The organism is Qipengyuania sp. B-5 (genome assembly GCF_056857815.1).
Genome location: NZ_JBSXNU010000042.1, coordinates 29403 through 46162, shown reverse-complemented (window position 1 = coordinate 46162; position 16760 = coordinate 29403). Strand labels below are relative to the sequence as shown.

The 16760-nt window shown below is 63.0% G+C and carries 14 protein-coding genes and 1 riboswitch; of the genes, 10 read left to right on the top strand and 4 right to left on the bottom strand.

The features are described 5' to 3' along the window. The first annotated feature begins 152 nt into the window (after nt 1–152). From AC13CE_RS07170 to AC13CE_RS07155, 4 genes are all read left to right on the top strand, one after another. The gene (locus tag AC13CE_RS07170) at nt 153–1079 is read left to right on the top strand and encodes a lysozyme (RefSeq protein WP_482972006.1); all 927 of its coding nucleotides are present in this window, start codon (nt 153–155) and stop codon (nt 1077–1079) included. Between the two features lie 37 nt (nt 1080–1116). Next, a complete protein-coding gene (gene thpR / locus AC13CE_RS07165) occupies nt 1117–1659 on the top strand; it encodes an RNA 2',3'-cyclic phosphodiesterase (protein WP_482972005.1) in 543 nt (180 codons plus the stop codon). Further along, nucleotides 1656–2303 carry a hypothetical protein gene (locus tag AC13CE_RS07160; RefSeq protein WP_482972004.1) on the top strand — a complete coding sequence of 216 codons (648 nt, stop codon included), beginning with the start codon at nt 1656–1658 and terminating at the stop codon, nt 2301–2303. The genes thpR and AC13CE_RS07160 overlap by 4 nt, the downstream gene beginning before the upstream one ends. A gap of 153 nt (nt 2304–2456) precedes the next feature. Next, on the top strand, nt 2457–4721 hold the full coding sequence (locus tag AC13CE_RS07155) for a M3 family metallopeptidase (RefSeq protein WP_482972003.1): 2265 nt from the start codon (nt 2457–2459) through the stop codon (nt 4719–4721). 63 nt (nt 4722–4784) lie between these two features. On the opposite strand, the gene AC13CE_RS07150 is transcribed toward AC13CE_RS07155, so the two are convergent. From AC13CE_RS07150 to AC13CE_RS07135, 4 genes are read right to left on the bottom strand one after another with little or no spacing between them, the layout of a single operon-like run. Beyond that, the gene (locus AC13CE_RS07150) at nt 4785–5507 is read right to left on the bottom strand and encodes an ABC transporter ATP-binding protein (protein WP_482972002.1); all 723 of its coding nucleotides are present in this window, start codon (nt 5505–5507) and stop codon (nt 4785–4787) included. After that, nucleotides 5504–6457 (bottom strand): FecCD family ABC transporter permease, encoded by a 954-nt coding sequence (locus AC13CE_RS07145; RefSeq protein ID WP_482972001.1) that lies wholly within the window; start codon nt 6455–6457, stop codon nt 5504–5506. The genes AC13CE_RS07150 and AC13CE_RS07145 overlap by 4 nt, the downstream gene beginning before the upstream one ends. Further along, a complete protein-coding gene (locus AC13CE_RS07140; RefSeq protein ID WP_482972000.1) occupies nt 6454–7266 on the bottom strand; it encodes an ABC transporter substrate-binding protein in 813 nt (270 codons plus the stop codon). Before AC13CE_RS07140 ends, AC13CE_RS07145 begins: the two co-directional genes overlap by 4 nt. After that, nucleotides 7263–9179, bottom strand: a complete 1917-nt coding sequence (locus AC13CE_RS07135; RefSeq protein WP_482971999.1) for a TonB-dependent receptor plug domain-containing protein — start codon at nt 9177–9179, stop codon at nt 7263–7265. The genes AC13CE_RS07140 and AC13CE_RS07135 overlap by 4 nt, the downstream gene beginning before the upstream one ends. A gap of 91 nt (nt 9180–9270) precedes the next feature. Further along, nucleotides 9271–9448, bottom strand: a riboswitch (cobalamin riboswitch). Between the two features lie 327 nt (nt 9449–9775). On the opposite strand from AC13CE_RS07135, the gene AC13CE_RS07130 reads away from it, so the two are divergent. The 6 genes from AC13CE_RS07130 to odhB all read left to right on the top strand — a co-directional run bounded on the left by AC13CE_RS07130 (nt 9776) and on the right by odhB (nt 16756). Next, the gene (locus AC13CE_RS07130) at nt 9776–9988 is read left to right on the top strand and encodes a hypothetical protein (RefSeq protein ID WP_473822464.1); all 213 of its coding nucleotides are present in this window, start codon (nt 9776–9778) and stop codon (nt 9986–9988) included. Nucleotides 9989–10291: 303 nt separating this feature from the next. Beyond that, complete coding sequence (gene mdh / locus AC13CE_RS07125) at nt 10292–11254, top strand: malate dehydrogenase (RefSeq protein WP_482971998.1); 963 nt, start codon at nt 10292–10294, stop codon at nt 11252–11254. Between the two features lie 64 nt (nt 11255–11318). After that, nucleotides 11319–11735: a hypothetical protein gene (locus AC13CE_RS07120; protein ID WP_482971997.1), complete on the top strand. Its 417-nt coding sequence runs from the start codon at nt 11319–11321 to the stop codon at nt 11733–11735. Further along, nucleotides 11735–12625: a succinate--CoA ligase subunit alpha gene (gene sucD / locus AC13CE_RS07115; RefSeq protein WP_221539054.1), complete on the top strand. Its 891-nt coding sequence runs from the start codon at nt 11735–11737 to the stop codon at nt 12623–12625. Before AC13CE_RS07120 ends, sucD begins: the two co-directional genes overlap by 1 nt. 33 nt (nt 12626–12658) lie before the next feature. Continuing rightward, on the top strand, nt 12659–15493 hold the full coding sequence (locus tag AC13CE_RS07110) for a 2-oxoglutarate dehydrogenase E1 component (protein ID WP_221539055.1): 2835 nt from the start codon (nt 12659–12661) through the stop codon (nt 15491–15493). A 27-nt stretch (nt 15494–15520) separates the two neighbouring features. Next, nucleotides 15521–16756 (top strand): 2-oxoglutarate dehydrogenase complex dihydrolipoyllysine-residue succinyltransferase, encoded by a 1236-nt coding sequence (gene odhB, locus AC13CE_RS07105; RefSeq protein WP_482971996.1) that lies wholly within the window; start codon nt 15521–15523, stop codon nt 16754–16756. Nucleotides 16757–16760 lie beyond the last annotated feature (4 nt).

Sequence of the window (16760 nt, the reverse complement as noted above, 5' to 3'; positions counted from 1 at the left end):
GGTGAAGCGTGGACCGAACGCCCATCCCAGCCGTTGGATAACTGTACACGGCCCGGTGCCCGCAACGATTCCAGTTCGAGCACCGGAGGCCCGCCGTAAGGGATATTCTTCCGTTACGGCCCGAATAACAGTTTACGAGGCGCACGACATTCATGTCAGAAAAGAAGCATAATGGAACAGACGTGCCCGCTGACATTCCCCATCTTCGCCCCCCTCGGAAGGACTCGATCCAGAGCGAGCGTCTGGAGGCGATCATGGCGGAACTCAACCGGCCGCTCGACGACGAAAACTGGACCTCCAAGCCCCGCGCTGATGATCGCAAGGGGCCGCGTGGTCTTCTTGCCAAAATCCGCAGGCATCGCAGGCACCGCGAGGACCTGAAGCGTGCCCGCCGTGCCGCTGGACAGGTCTTCAGCGTCAAGCCCAGGCTTTCGACACGCAAGCGCGCGTCATTGCTTATGGGGGCAGGCGCCATGAGCCTTGCCGCATTTACCGGGCCACCCGCGCACAAGCCCAGTTCACGAAAGACCAATCCGATCGAGTTGGAGCTTAACGCTGCCGACAATGTGCGCAAACCTGCCGCGCTGCTGAAGGCGAGCGACCGGTTCAAACAAGCCCTGATCGAGGAAGAAGGTGTCCGCTACACCGTCTATCGGGATGTAGCGGGATATCCGACCGTCGGCGTCGGGCATCTGGTCAGACCCGGCGACAATCTGCGCGTGGGCGACCGCATCAGCGACGAGCAGGCGCTCGATTTCCTCGAACGCGACCTGAGAACCGCCGAACGGGGCGTGCGTATCCTCGTGGGCACCCTGCCCCTGTACCAACACGAATTCGACGCCTTGCTGGACCTTGTGTACAATGTCGGCCTCGGCAATGTCTCGGAGAATGAAAGCCCCCGGCTGAACGCCGCCATCAAGGCGGGCGATTACGAGGGAATTGCCGCAGAGTTGAACTATACGCATGCCGGTGGCAGGTACGCCCGCGGCCTCGAGTTCCGTTCGGAGCGACGGGCGCAGATTTTCATGGATGCATCCTACGAGGATCCTCGAGAAACCGGTTCGTCGAACCTGACTTGAATGCTTCCGGTGCAAGAGCCGGAGGTGAAGCAGATTTATGAGTTATCGCCTTTTCTTCGGCATCCGGCCGCCAGCCGCAATTCGGGCCGGACTTCTCGAAACCATGACGGGAATAGACAACGCCCGGTGGCAGGACGATGGGCAATTGCACCTGACCCTGCGCTATGTCGGGGAGGTCGAGACGCATATGGCGGACGATCTCGCCGAAGCAGCCGCAGCCATCCGTTTCGAGTCATTCGAACTTCGCATCTCGGGCTGCGGCTTTTTCGAGCGCAAGGGGCGGCCCGCTTCGATCTGGGCCGGAATCGAGCCGAGCGATCCGCTCGTCAGGCTCCAGCGAAAGATCGAACTGGCCTGCACAGGATGCGGGCTTCCCCCGGAAGGGCGCAAGTTCAAGCCCCATATAACCCTGGCGAGGCTCAACCTGTCCAGCGGGCCAGCGACGCCTTTTCTAGTATCGTGCGCGGGCCTCTCCCTTGGCCCGTGGTTGGTCGATAGTTATATCCTGTACCAGAGCCATTTGCGGGACCAGGGTTCGCTGTACGAACCCGTCCTCACTTACTCCGCCGGGGCACAATGACTGCGTACCGCTTACGACCCTTTCCGGCGCTTTTGCTAGGCGCGCTTGCCGCCGCCTGCTCTCCTGTGTCGAGCGGTACGACATCGGATGACCCCGAGCGGCAGGAACTGTTGCAGACGGTCGAGGCGCAGGCGACTCCCGATCCGGGCGAGAATTGCCTGCTGATGGTATGGTCCGGGCAGGACGATCCGAATGTCGAGTTCGACCGCGCCCACGATGTCGTGAAAGGCGGCGCGATATCCTGCGCCACCGGCGCGAGCCCCAGCCAGTTCGAAACGGCGATAGCCAGCCTGCGCGACGCGGCTCGCGGCGGCGACCGGGGCCGCATTCTCGAACAAGTCGGTATTCCGCTGCTGTATATCGACGAGGACGGCGAGCGGCATGAATTGACCGAAGAGCAGATCGACACGCTGTTCGAGGAGATTTTCGATGAGGAAATGCTCTCGGTGCTCCAGCGTCTCGATCTGTCGAAGATGACCGTCGAGAAGGACCAGGGGGCCTTTTTCGAACTCGGCTCGCTCTGGCTGGTCGTCGACGAACAGGGCCGCCCCCGGGTCATGACCGTAAATCGGCAGGCGCTGGACGAAGCTGCAGAAACTGCCCGCGACCAGGCAGAACGCGGCCTTGGAAGGCCGCTCGATTGATCATGCCCGCGCATTTCGTAGATGCTCGTTGAACGTTCGACCGGGGAAGGTTGTTCGCCAGCGGCGTTCAGTCTCTTGCAATCGTCGCAAATGTAACCAAGCTGCTCACTCGCACGTTAGCGTTGAGCAACCGTAAGAAATACTGGAGAGACCATGAAGGCCCATATCCTGGCCACGACCGCCGCAGCCGCCCTTCTTTCAGCCTGCACCACCGCACCCGGAGGAGAAATGGACCCGATCGCCGATGCCGCAGTAGATGCCGGGGTATCCGTGCCCGAAGGTACCGGCTATTTCGCTTCCGACAGCGACCTGCCCTTCCTGGCGCCGGACTTCAGCGCCGTGTCGGAGGATGACTACATCCCCGCCTTCGAACAGGCGATGGCCATCCAGAAGGCCGAGATCGAGGCCATCAAGGCCAATCCTGCCGAACCGACTTTCGCGAACACCATCGTCGCGCTTGAAAAGTCGGGCCGGATGCTGGGCCGCGTCAGCCGCGTCTTCTTTGCCCTGACCGGTTCGAACACCACCGACCGTCTCGACGAGATCAACACGGAAATCAGCCCCAAGCTCACTGCGCATGGCGACAGCATCACGCTTGACCCTGAACTCTTCGCCCGCGTGAAGGCGGTTTACGACAACCGCGCCGCAATGGCGATGACGCCCGAAGATGCGAAACTGCTCGAAAACACCTATGAGGGGATGGTCCATGCCGGTGCGCTGCTGACCGATGCGCAGCGTGAACGGGTCAAGGCAATTAATTCCGAGCTTTCCACGCTGACCACCGAATTCAGCCAGGACGCACGGGCCGCCATGTCCGACCAGCCCGTAATCTTCGACAATCGCAGCGATCTTGCAGGCCTGTCGGAAAGCGACATCCGCTCTGCCGCAGATCTGGCAACCGAGAAGGGCTTCCCCGGCAAATACGCCATTGCCCTGCAGAACACCACGCAGCAGCCACTCCTGCCCAGCATGGAAAACCGTGCCGCGCGCGAGAAGCTGTTCATGGCGAGCTTCCACCGCGCCGACGGCACGACCGATATCGATACCCGCCAGCTGATCGCGCGGATCGCCGAACTGCGCGCCGAAAAGGCAGCCCTGTTCGGGGAACCCGACTGGGCGACCTACGCCATGTGGGATCGCATGGCCGAAACCCCGAAGACCGCGCTCGATTTCATGGAGCAGATGGTCCCTCCCCTCGCCGCTACGCAGCGCCGCGAAGCAGCCATTCTTACCGACGCGATCGCTGCCGATGGCGGCGATTACGAGGTGAAGCCGTGGGACTGGTATCGCTATGCCAACAAGATCAAGGCAGAGCGTTACGATCTCGATGAAGACGCGATGATGGAGTATTTCCAGCTCGACAAGGTGCTGGAAGACGGCGTCTTCTACATGGCGGAAAAGCTCTATGGCCTGACCTTCGAACGCCGTACCGACCTGCCCGTCTATCACCCGGACGTGTGGACCTACACCGTCTTCGACCGCGATGGCAGCGAACTCGGCCTGTTCTACTTCGACCCGTTCCAGCGGCCCTCCAAGCGTGGCGGCGCATGGATGAGCAACTTCGTCGACCAGAGCGATCTGTGGGGCACCAAGCCGGTGATCTACAACGTGCTCAACATCCCGAAGGCACCCGAAGGCGAGCCGCAGCTGGTGAGCTTCGACTGGGTCAACACCACCTTCCATGAATTCGGCCACGCGCTGCACGGTTTCTTTGCTGACCAGCGTTACGAAAGCCTGTCCGGCACGGCCACGGCGCGCGACTTCGTGGAATATCCCAGCCAGGTCCATGAAATGTGGGCGACCTGGCCCGAAGTGCTGAGGAATTACGCCAAGCATTACGAGACCGGCGAGACCATTCCGCAGGCGATGGTGGACCGGATCGAAGCCGCCTCGAAGTTCAACCAGGGCTATGATTTCGGCGAAACCGTCGCTGCCGCACTGCTCGACATGAAATGGGCCGCGCTCAGCAAGGAAGAAGCCGCTGCGCTAGACACACCTGAAAAGGTCGATGCCTTCGAACGCAATTCGCTGGAAGAACTGGGTCTCGAAATCGACCTCGTTCCCCCGCGCTATCGCAGCACCTACTTCAATCACATCTTCAGCGGACCGGCCGGCTATTCGGCAGGCTATTACAGCTATCTGTGGACCGAGATGCTCGATCGCGACAGTCGCAAGTGGTTCCGCGAAAATGGCGGCCTGACCCGTGCGAATGGTGACCACTACCGCGCAACCGTCCTGAGCCGCGGCGGCACGATGGACTATTTCGAGATGTTCGAGAACTTCGCCGGTCGCCAGCCGGAGATTACCCCGATGCTTGAAGCACGCGGCCTTATCCCTGGCGATGAAGCGGCCGACAGCGAAGTGTCTGACGACGGTCCGGCCAATGTCGGCAGCACTGGCGATACGTCGGTCGACTAATCGGGTTTTGGGCGGGGTGAGCGGTTCGGCTTGCCCCGCCCTTCCCTCAACGAGGCACCAGCGTCAGCAGGGCGCGAGCGCCCGGGCGCCGGGCTCGCCAAGCCAGCGCATTTTCGTTCCCCAGACCTTTTCGATACCTTCGGCGGAAAGGGCTTTTTCCGGCACGTCATCCTCTACAAGCTGGCCCCGGTGGAGGACGAGGACGCGGTCCGCATGATTCATCGCAATGGCAAGATCGTGCAGGACCACGACAACCCCTGATCCCCTGGCGGCGATGCCTTCCAGATGCCGGGTAAGATGGAACTGGTGCGCCAGGTCCAGCGCGGCAAGCGGCTCGTCGGCCAAAATCCAGTCGGGCTGCCCAGCCAGCACCCGTGCCAGCAATACCCGTGCCTGTTCGCCGCCCGACAGGGCCTGCGCCCGCCGCTGCTCGAATCCTGTCAGTTCAAGCGCTTCCAGCGCCGCATCGACCGGGCCGGACAATGTGTCGCGATGCGGGATGCGGCCCAGCTCGACGATACTTCGCACCGTCACATCCCAGGCAATCTCCGGGATCTGCGGCAAATACCCGATGCGCTTGGCACGATTCGGCAGCTGAGGCAGCGGTTGACCGTCGAGGAAAACCTGCCCCGCATCGATTTGGAGCAAGCCTGCCAGAGCCTGTAGCAGAGAGGATTTTCCTGCGCCGTTAGGACCGCAGATCGCGGTGATTTCTCCCGGTTTCAGCGTACAGCTAATTTCGCTCAACCTGTCGGTCAGTGTGATTGCAGAGGCGTGGAGCGTCATGCCAGCCCCCTTCTCATGCGCAGTAGCAGCCAGAGGAAGAAAGGTGCTCCAAGCAAGCTGAGTGCGATGCCCAGCCGCAGTTCGGTCACTAACGGCAGGATGCGCACCAGGCTGTCCGCAACAAGAACGAGCAATGCACCGGCAAGCGCGCTTGGCAAGATCAATTGCGAAGGTCTCCTGTCGGTCAGGGGGCGGACGAGATGCGGGACGATCAGGCCAACGAAGCCGATGATCCCGGCTACCGCTACGCTGGCTCCGACAGTCAGTCCGATGCCGAGAATGAGCAGCCAGAGCAGGCGCGACGTGTCTATTCCCAGCGACCGGGCAACCGGCTCGCCCAGCGTCAGCGCATCGAGCGAGCGGCCGGTGCGCCAGAGCAGCAGCACGCCGAGCGCCACCAGCGGCCCCGAGAGCCAGACTTCGCGCCAGCTACGGTCGGTCAGGGCACCGTTGAGCCACAACACGATCTCGCTCATGGCGAAGGCATTCGGCGCCATGCTTATGGCGAGCGCGGTCAATGCTCCGGCGAGGCTCGCCACCATCAGGCCCGCGAGCGTGAACAAGGCAATACCGCCCGTGCGCCCGGCAATCGCAGCCAGCAGTGCCATGGCCCCGCCCGCGCCGATCAGCGCGAAGAGCGGCAGCAGCCATGCACTCGCCGTATAGCCGAACCAGAGCGCCACCACCGCGCCCAGTGCTGCGCCGGGTGCGATACCGAACAAGCCGGGATCGGCCAGCGGATTGCGGAGATAGCCCTGCATCGCAGCGCCCGCCGCGCCCAGTCCGCCGCCGACGATGATGGCGAGCACCGCGCGCGGAAGGCGAAGTTCGCCGAGGATCAGCGCGGCGTTGGGAGTGGTCGCCGGGTCCAGCCACACACGGCCGGCCAGGAGAGAAAGCGGCAGGGCCAGCGCGAGGAGCAGGCCGAAAACGAATGTAGCGCGGCTCACGACACTGTGTCCCTGATCGTCTTCAGCCGCCGGGCAGCGCGGATGATCGTGGGCCCGCCGCAATAGATGAGGCGCGTGTCGAAATCTGCCCGGGCCATGCCATCGACCTCGTCCAGCACCGGGTGCCGCTGACCCGCCTCGCTCCCGGCGACTAGCAGCACTTGCGGTGGATCGGCGACGACCTGTTCGAGCGAGAGGTAGTCCGCCTGTGCCATGCCGCGCGCCTCGGAATAGCTGATGAAACCCGTGCGCCGAAGGAGGTCGCTCACCAGCGAGGCTTCACCGGGCACGATTCCCCCGGGCTGCCACAGCGCGGCTTCGACAGGCTCTGCGGTGTCCGCCACTTCCGAAAGAGCCAGCTCTATCTGCTCTACCAGCCTTTCCCCCTCCCGGTCGTTCCCTACCAAAGCAGCGAGTTCGCGAATTTGCTCAATGCTGGACGCAACATCCGCAGTGCCCCCGAAGGTCACCACGCGGAGACCGAGATCCTCCAGCGCGCCGCGAGTAGCGGGCGCGATGAAAGTGCTCGCCACGACCACGTCGGGATCGAGCGCGAGCACTTCTTCGACCGTGCCCCCGGTCGCGGGAAAGCGCGCGGCATCTTCCGCCGACATCGAACTTGCCCGCGGGTCCTTGCTGTAGTGCGAAATCGCCAGCAACTGCCCCGGCTCGGCCACTTCGGCGAGGATCGCGTCGGAGCAGGGGTTGAGGCTGACGACCGTCGGGCGATTGTCCGGAGAACCACGCCCCGGCCCCGCCCCCGTACAACCGGCGAGCAGCAGGGCCAGAACGGGCAGCAGGCGGATCACATCTTCGCTCGTATTCCGCCGAAGACGCCGCGCCCGGCGGTGCCATAACCGGCAACTGTCTGGTATTCGGTGTCGAAGACGTTCTCGACCCTTCCGAACAGTTCCAGATTATCGCCGATGTCGAACGATGCGCGCACATCGAGCAGCTCGTATCCGGCCAGCCGGTTGGTGTTCGCAGCATTGTCCCAGCTCGGGCCGACGATACGTAGGTCCGCGCCAAGGCCGAGGCCGAAGCGGCTTTCCCAGTCGGCGTAAATGGTCCCGAAGTGATCGGGCCGACGCGCAAGGTCCAGTCCGGTCGTGCGGTCTTCCGCCTCGACATAGGAGTAGATGCCCGCAAGGCGCAGGCCGGGTGCCAGGTCGATGCCGGCCTCTGCCTCGATACCCTGCGCGCGTGCCTCCGCAGTGTTGAGATAGACGCCCGACGGCCGGTCGGCAGTAAAGCCGAAGCCGATCAGCTTGTCGCTGTCGCGGCGGAAGCCGGTGAGCGCAAGATGCAGGCCCGATCCGCGCTGGCCTTTTTCAACGCCCAGATCGAAGCTGGTACTTTCCTCGGGCTCCAGATCCTCGTTTCCGTAGAATGACAGAAGCTGGTAGAGCGTGGGTGCCTTGAAGCCTTCGCCGACACTCGCGCGCACGCGCCAGTCGCCTGCGAGACCATAGCTCAGATCGCCGCCTAAACTGGTCTGCGAACCGAACAATTCGTGATCGTCCACGCGCGCCCCGGCATGCGCAGCGAGATTACCCATAACCCAGCCCAGCTGCGCATAGGCGCCGCTGATTTCGGTTTCGGCAGCATTGTCGAAACTGGTGACGAAGCTGGTCCATTCGTGATCGCCGCCAAACGCCAGCGAGAGGCCGCCAAGCAGGCGGTATTCGCCGCGCAGCGAGAGGCGCTCCGAATGGCCATCGCTGCCGAAGGTCTCCGCGCCGTCCCCGTTGCGATTGCTGCGTTCTGTGTCCGACAGGCTGTAGGCCGCACGCAGGGTCAGGTCATTGCCGTAATAGGCAAGGCCCACGTCGCCCCAATAGCGCGTGGTTTTCTGCGTATCGTCGCTATCGGCAGGGCTGAAATCGGTGGAGGAAAAGCCGTCGATCTCCACCTCCCCCTCGGCGAAATTGGTGTGGGCGAAGGCTTCCAGGCTCGGCGTCAGGTTGACGAAGGCGGTCGAGCCGATGGCGAATTGCTGCGAACCGTCGGCTTCCGTCCCCGATGCGGCGGCGGAGAATCCGTCCGTCTCGTACCAGGAGGACGTCAGGCCGAAGAACACATCGTCATTGCCCGTCCCGGCGGCAGCGCTGGCAAACAGCGTGTCGCGCGCGCCAGATTCGACGCTGCCGGTCATGCCGCGTTCGGTGCGGGTGGAAACATCGACCACGCCGCCGACGGCCTCCGAGCCCCAGATGGTGCTGTTCGAGCCGCGCAGGACGTCGATCTTGCCTGCCGTCCCGAGCAGGAGATTGCCGAAATCGAACCCGCCCGAAGGGCTGGCCTGATCGGCAACGCGCACTCCGTCGACCAGCACCAGGAGCTGGTCCGCATTCGCGCCGCGGACATTGACGCTGGTCACCGTGCCGACAGGCCCGCTGCGCGAGAAGGACAGGCCCGGCACACGCGCCAGCGCATTTGCCGGATCGGCACCCTGAATCGTCTCGATCTCCTCGCGATCGATCACGGTGATGGACTGGCCTGTGTTGCGCAGGTCCGTTCCCAGACCGTTTGCGGTCACGGTAATGACGGATTCGCCGACGGGCTGGCGTGCCGGAGCATAGGCTTCATCGCCGATCGGTTCAGGCTCGCCCTCGGCGTCCTGACGCTCGATGATCTCGGCCAGAGCCTCTTCGCTTGCGGTCTGCGCATGAACGGTTGCAGGGACCGCCGAGGCGGTAAGCAAAAACAGGTATTTGTACACAATTCCTCCTATCACGAACGAACGCCGCTCATGACGGGAGGAAGCCCGGATCGGCTCCGTCCCCGCTTGCCATCGGTACACCCCGCCCGTGGCCGAACGACTGATACAGGCAGGTCTCCTGGCTCCCGGATCATCGGCCCTGCTCCACCTTCCCACCCGTCGATAAGACTCGGGGCAGTGGCACTTCGGAGCGCGCCTCGCCGGTTACAGTTGCGGGGGCAGCCGCGGCATCCAACCGCGTTCCCTTGACCCGTACCAATGCGCGCCCTCTAGCCATGCGATGGCCGAAGGACAAGACGCTTGCATGGTTCTCTCCAACCGGCCTCGCAGATCGACGCCGCTCCGTAATAGCACCGGCAGAACCTTAACATCGTGGCAAGCATGCTGTGGAACGGATGTTTAGCGAGACCGCAGTATAAAGTACCTCAGCCGGAGCGCTGGATCAGCCAGCGGCCACCACGGGGAGCATGATCGAAATGACCGTCCGTTTTGCGTCTGCGCGCTGCGCCGCGCGTTCGCCCCTTGCCAGGGTTCTGAGCCGAGGAAAAATCGGTGCGGTCGCAAACGATAGTGCGGGACGGGAGGCCCGGGAGATCATGAGCGACACGACGAAGGCTGCATTGCGCCATTTTGCCGAATACGGGCTCCGCGCCGTTCCGGTCGCCCTGAACAATGCGACCCTGGCGGCCTCGGCGGCCCAAGAGGAAGACTATCGCCACTGGGTGGGCATCGCCCGTGAACTCGACGCAGGCGCTGCGGCAAGGTTCGAAACTTCGCGCCGTCCGGTCGAGGATCGCCTGATCGGCTAATCGTTTCCTCCGGTCGCAAGTCCGGTTCCATCCAGACCCGCATCGGGTATCTTTCCGGGCGCCGGGGAACCTGTGCGGCTGCCCAGACGTCTACCCATCAAGGACAACCCTCAAACAGCCTAATGCTACTGCGAACTATTTGCAAAGATAGTTCGCCGATGGTTGGTCTTTGCGGTTGCATTCCCTTCATCCCAAGCCTAGGTCGCCTCCCGAACACCGGGCGCGCGTACCCACGCGGGACTTACGTGCGCCATAGCGGTCCAGGCATTACGGTCCCGCGACGCTCGGAAGGACGCATCCCTAATGGCACGCAAGAAGATCGCGCTTATCGGCTCCGGCATGATCGGCGGCACCCTCGCCCATCTCGCCGCGAAGAAGGAAATGGGCGACATCGTCCTGTTCGACATCGCCGAGGGCATGCCGCAGGGCAAGGCGCTGGACCTTTCGCAGTGCGGCCCGATCGAGGGTTTCGACGCGAAGATCACCGGCACCAACGATTATGCCGACATTGCCGGCGCGGACGTGGTGATCGTCACCGCCGGTGTGCCGCGCAAGCCGGGCATGAGCCGCGACGACCTGCTCGGCATCAACCTCAAGGTGATGAAGGCGGTCGGCGAAGGCATCAAGAACAACTGCCCCGACGCCTTCGTGATCTGCATCACCAACCCGCTCGACGCGATGGTCTGGGCGCTGCGCGAATTCTCCGGACTGCCGCACAACAAGGTCGTCGGCATGGCCGGCGTGCTCGACAGCGCGCGCTTCGCGACCTTCCTCGCCTGGGAATTCGATGTTTCAGTGAAGGACGTGAACGCCTTCGTCCTCGGCGGCCACGGCGATACCATGGTACCCGTCACCAGCTACACCACGATCAACGGCATTCCGGTGAACGACTTCGCCAGGATCAAGGGCGTGTCGGCAAGCCGTATCGACGAGATCGTGGACCGCACCCGCAAGGGCGGCGGCGAAATCGTCGGCCTGCTCGGCAACGGTTCGGCCTATTACGCGCCCGCGACCAGCGCCATCGCCATGGCCGAAGCCTATCTCGGCGACACCAAGCGTATCCTGCCCTGTGCCAGCTATGTCGAAGGCAAATACGGCCTCGACGGGCTCTATGTCGGCGTCCCGACCATGATCGGCGCGGGCGGCACCGAAGAAGTGATCGAAATCGAACTGTCGGACGAGGAAAAGGCCAACCTCAAGGTCTCGACCGATGCGGTCGAGGAACTGCTTGAGGCTTGCAGGGGGTTGGATAGCAGCCTTGCTTAAGCGCGTCGCCGCTAGTGCAGCACTCGTTGCCCTTGTCGTTGCCCCGGCCAACGCGGAAATGCGCGTGGCCGAACTCGGCGAAGTTTACGAGAGCTACAACGATTGCTTTGCGGTCACGGAGAGCGGCGCCCTTGCCCCCGACGCACTCGTTGCCAAGGGCTGGCAGCGTGCCAGCATGTCGGATAGCAAAGGCAAAGCAATAGGTGATGGACCGATTATTTTCGGTAATCCCGAACGGGCGCCCATCATCATGCTAAGCGCCCTCGAGGGCGACGGTGTTTGCGTCGTGATTGCCAGAATCAAGAATTCGAAGGCCTTCGATCAATTCAAGTCCGCTTGGGGCGACCAGCTCCCGAAACCGGACAAGAATGGTCAAATAACCTTCTTCGCAGAAGGCCGGGCTGTGCAGATGACCCCGACCGGCTCCAAACAAAAACCTAGCCTGCGCCTTGTCGTAGGGACCCGCATGGAGAGCAATTGATGTCCATCCTCGTAGACAAGAACACCAAGGTCATCACTCAGGGGATGACCGGCGACACCGGCACTTTCCACACGCAGCAGGCGCTCGATTACGGGACGCAGATGGTTGCGGGTGTGACCCCCGGCAAAGGCGGCACCACGCACATCGGCCTGCCCAACTTCAATACGGTCCGCGAAGCGAAGGCCGAAACCGGTGCGACCGCTTCGTGCATCTACGTTCCGCCGCCCTTCGCCGCTGACGCGATCTGCGAAGCGATCGATGCCGAGATGGAACTGATCGTCTGCATCACCGAAGGGATTCCGGTGCTCGACATGGTCAAGGTCAAGGCCGCGCTCGAAGGTTCCAAGTCGCGCCTGATCGGCCCGAACTGCCCCGGCGTTCTGACGCCGGATGAATGCAAGATCGGCATCATGCCGGGCAACATCTTCAAGAAGGGCAGCGTAGGCGTGGTCTCGCGCTCGGGCACGCTGACCTATGAAGCCGTCCACCAGACCACCATGGTCGGCCTCGGCCAGACCACCGCGGTCGGCATCGGCGGCGATCCGGTCAACGGCACCAACTTCATCGATGTGCTCGATCTTTTCCTCGACGACGACGCTACCAAGTCGATCATCATGATCGGCGAAATCGGCGGCAGCGCGGAAGAAGAAGCGGCCGAATTCATCAAGGAACAGGCCGCCAAGGGCCGCCAGAAGCCGATGGTCGGCTTCATCGCGGGCCGCACGGCGCCTCCGGGCCGCCGCATGGGCCATGCCGGTGCGATCGTGTCGGGCGGCCAGGGCGGTGCGGACGACAAGATCGCTGCGATGGAAGCCGCAGGCATCCGCGTGTCGCCCTCCCCCAGCGAACTCGGCACGACGCTCGATGCGATGCTGAAGGAACTGGCATAACCGCCAAACGCTCCTTCTCCAAAAGGACTGACAATGGGTAACGAGAGCCAGAACTTCCTGCCAGAAATGGGCGACCAGGAAGGCCCGCAAGCCGGACCCAGCTGGGGCAACCCCCGCTGGCTGGCAGAGGTGGTCGACAGCGGCGCGGATCTGACCGCGGCGCTTGATCCCACGCAGATGCGGCTTGCGGTCGCGCAGGCATCCGAAAAGGCCGGCAAACCGACCGATCAGAAGGCGATCGCGCAGGCTGCCGACGACAGCATCCGTGCGATGCTGCTGGTCCGCCTTTACCGCGTGCGCGGGCACCTTGCGGCCGATCTCGATCCGCTTGGCCTGTCGCACCGCGACATCCCTGAAGACCTGACGCTGGAATGGCACGAATTCGCCGGGCAGGAGGACCGAGAGGTCTATGTCGGCGGCGTGTTCGGCTTCGAATGGGTCACGGTGGGCGAGCTCTACCGCGTGCTGCGTGAGACCTATTGCGGCAAGGTCGGCCTCGAATACATGCATATCTCGGACACCGAGGAACGCCGGTTCCTGCAGGACAAGTTCGAGACACCCGAGGATACGATCCAGTTCACCGAGGAAGGCAAGCGCGCAATCCTCGCCGCCGTGATCCGCGGCGAGCAGTACGAGAAGTTCCTCGGCAAGAAATACGTCGGCACCAAGCGTTTCGGCCTCGATGGCGGCGAGAGCATGATTCCCGCGCTCGAAGCCGTGATCAAGTACGGCGGCCAACTCGGCGTGCGCGAGATCATCTACGGCATGGCCCACCGCGGCCGGCTGAACGTCCTCGCGAACGTGATGGGCAAGCCCTACAAGGTCATCTTCCACGAATTCTCGGGCGGTTCGTCCAACCCCGACGATGTCGGTGGTTCGGGCGATGTGAAATACCACCTCGGCACCAGCACCGACCGCACCTTCGACGGCATCGATGTGCATATGAGCCTCGTGCCCAACCCCAGCCACCTCGAAGCGGTAAACCCGGTCGTGCTCGGCAAGACCCGCGCGCAGCAGGCTATCCGCGACGATCTGAAGCAGCACGAGCAGGTGCTGCCGGTGCTACTTCACGGCGATGCCGCCTTTGCCGGACAGGGCATCGTGTGGGAATGCCTCGGCTTCTCGGGCGTGCGCGGCTACAATACCGGCGGCTGCCTGCACTTCGTGATTAACAACCAGATCGGCTTCACCACCAGCCCGCAGTTCGCTCGCAGTTCGCCCTACCCCTCCGATGTGGCCAAAGGCGTCCAGGCGCCGATCCTCCACGTCAATGGCGACGATCCCGAAGCGGTGACCTTCGCCTGCAAGCTGGCAATCGAATACCGTCAGACCTTCGGCCGCGACATCGTGATCGACATGTGGTGCTATCGCCGTTTCGGCCATAACGAAGGCGACGAGCCGAGCTTTACCCAGCCGCTGATGTATTCGCAGATCCGCAACCACCCCAAGGTGAGCACGATCTATGCCGAGCGGCTTGAGAAAGAGGGCGTGATCGAACCTGGCTATGGCGACAAGTTGAGCCAGGAATTCAACGCGCATCTCGAGGAAGAATTCGCCGCCGCCAAGGACTACAAGCCCAATGAGGCCGACTGGTTCGGCGGTCGCTGGGCCGGCATGAACAAGCCGGCCGATCCGGAAACCGCGCGTCGCAACGTGGAAACCGCGATCGACAAGAAGCTGTTCGACAGTCTCGGCCGGACGCTGACCACCGTCCCCGAGGGCATCACGATCCACAAGACGCTCGGCCGTGTACTCGATGCCAAGCGCGAGATGTTCGCCAGCGGCGAAGGGTTCGACTGGGCGACCGGCGAGGCGCTGGCCTTCGGTAGCCTCGTGACCGAAGGCTTCGGCGTGCGCCTGTCGGGTCAGGATAGCGGTCGCGGGACTTTCAGCCAGCGTCACGCCGTCTGGGTCGACCAGCTGGACGAACACAAATACATCCCGCTCACCACCCTCCCCCATGGCAAGTTCGAGGTCTATGACAGCCCGCTGTCGGAATACGGCGTGCTCGGCTTCGAATACGGCTTCGCCATGGCGGACCCGAAAAGCCTCGTGATGTGGGAAGCGCAATTCGGCGATTTCGCCAATGGCGCACAGATCATGATCGACCAGTTTATCGCCGCGGGCGAGGTCAAGTGGCTGCGTGCGAACGGCCTCGTGCTGTTGCTGCCACATGGCTATGAAGGCCAGGGGCCGGAACATAGCTCGGCGCGCCTCGAACGCTTCCTGCAACTGTGCGCGAACGACAATATCCAGGTCTGCAATATCACCACGCCGGCGAACTATTTCCACGTTCTCCGCCGCCAGATGTTGCGCCCGTTCCGCAAACCGCTGGTCATCATGACGCCCAAGTCGCTGCTGCGCCACCCGCTGGCGAAGTCGAATGCCGAAGACTTCATGGGCGACCATCACTTCATGCGCATCAAGTCGGACCTGACCAGGATCGACGACAAGAAGGTCCGCCGACTGGTGCTGTGCAGCGGCAAGGTGGCTTACGACCTGATGCAGCGGCGCGACGAGGCGGAACTCGATGACGTGTCCATCGTCCGGATCGAACAGCTTTACCCCTTCCCGGGCGAGCCTCTCGCAGTGCGGCTCGAACGCATGCCAAATCTGGAAACCATCGTCTGGTGCCAGGAAGAGCCCAAGAACAACGGCGCATGGTTCTTCGTCGATCGCCTGATCGAAGAAGCCGCAGACAAGGCCGGCAAGAAGGGCATGCGTCCCTGCTATGCCGGACGCGAAGTGGCTGCTTCGCCCGCCACCGGCTTTGCCAGCCGCCACCAGGTCCAGCAGGAAGCGCTCGTCAATATTGCGCTCGGGCTCAATGGCGGCGATGTCCCCAACGTCCGCAGCGATTGCAACTGATCGAGGCCTGAAGAGGAAACCGAATATATGGCCACCGAAATCAAAGTCCCCACGCTCGGTGAGAGCGTTACCGAAGCCACCATCGGCGAACTGCTGAAGAGTGTCGGCGACAGCGTGGCAGTGGACGAGCCGATCGTCAGCCTCGAAACCGACAAGGTGGCCGTCGAAGCTCCCTCGCCGGTTGCCGGGGTGATCAAGGAATTCAAGGTCGCCGTGGGCGACACGGTCGAAGTAGGCGCAGTGCTCGCCATCGTCGATGAAGGCGCTTCGGCAGCCAAATCCGCCGACGAACCCAAGGCAGAAACATCCGACGCAGGTACGGAGAAGGCCGCACCGGCACAGGCCAAGGAAGCAACCGCTTCCGACAGTTCGCAGACGCTTTCGCCAGCGGTCCGCCGCGCAGTGCTCGAACATGGGGTCGATCCCTCGACCATCAAGGGCACCGGCAAGGACGGCCGCCTGACCAAGGAAGACGTGATCGCCGCCGCCAAGGCGAAAGGCGACACGCCTGCCCCGGCGCCGACCTCCTCCGCTCCCGCACCGGCCCCTGCCGCAACGGGCGAACGCCGCGAGGAACGTGTCAAGATGACGCGCATGCGCCAGACGATCGCCAAGCGGCTCAAGGGCGCGCAGGACAATGCCGCGCTGCTCACCACCTTCAATGATTGCGACATGAGCGCGGTCATCGAAGCGCGCGAGAAGTACAAGGACCTCTTCGCCAAGAAGCACGATATCAAGCTCGGCTTCATGGGCTTCTTCGCCAAGGCTGCCTGCCTTGCGCTGAAGGACGTGCCTTCTGTCAACGCTTATATCGAAGGCGAAGAGATCGTCTATCACGACTATGTCGATATCTCGGTCGCCGTGTCGGCTCCCAACGGCCTCGTCGTCCCGGTTATCCGCGATGCACAGGACAAGGGCTTCGCGCGGATCGAGAAAGACATCGCCGACTTCGGCAAGCGCGCCAAGGACGGCACGCTGACGATGGATGACATGAAGGGCGGCACCTTCACCATTTCCAATGGCGGCGTGTTCGGCAGCCTGATGTCGACCCCGATCATCAACCCGCCTCAGAGCGCGGTCCTCGGCCTCCACCGCATCGAAGACCGTCCGGTCGTCGTCGATGGCGAGATCGTCATCCGCCCGATGATGTATATCGCCTTGTCCTACGACCACCGCCTGATCGACGGCCGCGAAGCGGTTACGGCGCTGAAAATCATCAAGGAAGCGATCGAGGATCCGACCCGGATGCTGATCGACCTGTGACTTT